Raw genomic sequence first — 1,249 nt, 5'->3', positions numbered from 1 at the left:
TGAGCTATCTTCACTTTTGAGGACACACCATATATCCTAACGAGCCAGGAGGGTGTGTCATGAGATCGAATCGAAAGTACGATTCAGAGTTTAAACAAGAAGCAATCAAGTTAGTCGTTGATGAAGGCCGCACTATCCGTGAGGTAGAGAGCAGCCTAGGGATCACCCATGGGGTTCTCAAAGGGTGGGTCCAGAAACATCGGGACCAACAAGATCCTGTAAAAGTTCACCATGCATCAGTTGAAGCCGAACTGAAGCACCTGCGTAAAGAGAACGAGAGGCTACTCCGCGAGCGTGAAATCCTAAAAAAAGCAGTGGCCATCTTCTCGACGGATCCGAATCGATATTCGGGTTCATAACCGAGCACCGCTCCGAATTCGGAGTTCAGGAGATGTGCCGAGTTCTTGGAGTGACTCGGAGTTGGTATTACGCCCACGCAGCCGGCCGGATAACCAAGCGGCAGCGTGAAGATCAGGCACTGCTGCCAGCTATCAAAAAAGCCTTTCACGACAGCGACGAGACGTACGGTGCAGTACGAGTACTCAAAGAGCTGCGAAAGCAACAACAGTACGTTGGAAAGAACCGTGTCTGGCGCCTGATGCGTGAAAATGATCTGCGAGTGAAGACTAAGCGGCGGTTCAAAGTCACCACGAACTCGGATCACAAACGGCCTGTCGCGCCAAACCTTTTACAGCGCCAGTTCTCGGCTCCAGCCCCTAATCGGGTCTGGACTGGTGACATCACGTATATCGAGACTGCTCAGGGCTGGTTGTACCTGGCAGTGGTGCTAGATCTGTTCTCCCGCCGGATCGTTGGCTGGAGTATGAGCGACCGAATGACAGACGACCTGGTTGTGACGGCTTTTGCCAATGCAGCAATGAAGCGGCGGCCAGAAGGAGGCTTCGTCTTCCACAGCGATCGCGGTTCGCAGTACTGCAGTAAGCGCTTCGGTGCCACGGTCAGCAAAGCTGGCGGCGTGCAAAGCATGAGTGGCACAGGATGCTGCTACGATAACGCTGTAACGGAGACTTTCTTCTCAACGCTGAAGAGAGAGTTGGTCTACCACTGTTCCTTCAAGACCCGGCAGGAGGCTCAAAGCCGGATTTTTTGCTACATCGAAGGTTTTTACAATCGCAAGAGGCTTCACTCTGCCATCGGCTACTGCTCCCCCGAAGAGTTCGAGCACCAGGAGTTGAAGATGGCAGCATAAGGGTTTCTAACGTGTCCTCTATTGCGAAGATAGGCCAAA

Annotated in this window: 2 protein-coding genes; both read left to right on the top strand. The window is 52.7% G+C overall.

All coding sequences use genetic code 11. The annotated features are described in order from the left end of the window. Positions 1–59 precede the first annotated feature (59 nt). A complete protein-coding gene (locus KOM00_RS20445) occupies positions 60–359 on the top strand; it encodes a transposase (protein WP_216500865.1) in 300 nt (99 codons plus the stop codon). After that, positions 344–1,210: an IS3 family transposase gene (locus KOM00_RS20440; RefSeq protein WP_216500866.1), complete on the top strand. Its 867-nt coding sequence runs from the start codon at positions 344–346 to the stop codon at positions 1,208–1,210. Before KOM00_RS20445 ends, KOM00_RS20440 begins: the two co-directional genes overlap by 16 nt. Positions 1,211–1,249: the final 39 nt, after the last annotated feature.

It is taken from the genome of Geomonas diazotrophica, assembly GCF_018919385.1.
Taxonomy (GTDB): domain Bacteria; phylum Desulfobacterota; class Desulfuromonadia; order Geobacterales; family Geobacteraceae; genus Geomonas; species Geomonas diazotrophica.
The sequence above is the reverse complement of the archived record's forward strand: the minus strand, read 5'-3'. Positions and strand labels throughout refer to the sequence as shown.

Coding starts and splice junctions, on each gene's coding strand:
- KOM00_RS20445 (WP_216500865.1), top strand. CDS start 60: ATGAGATCGAATCGAAAGTACGATTCAGAGTTTAAACAAGAAGCAATC.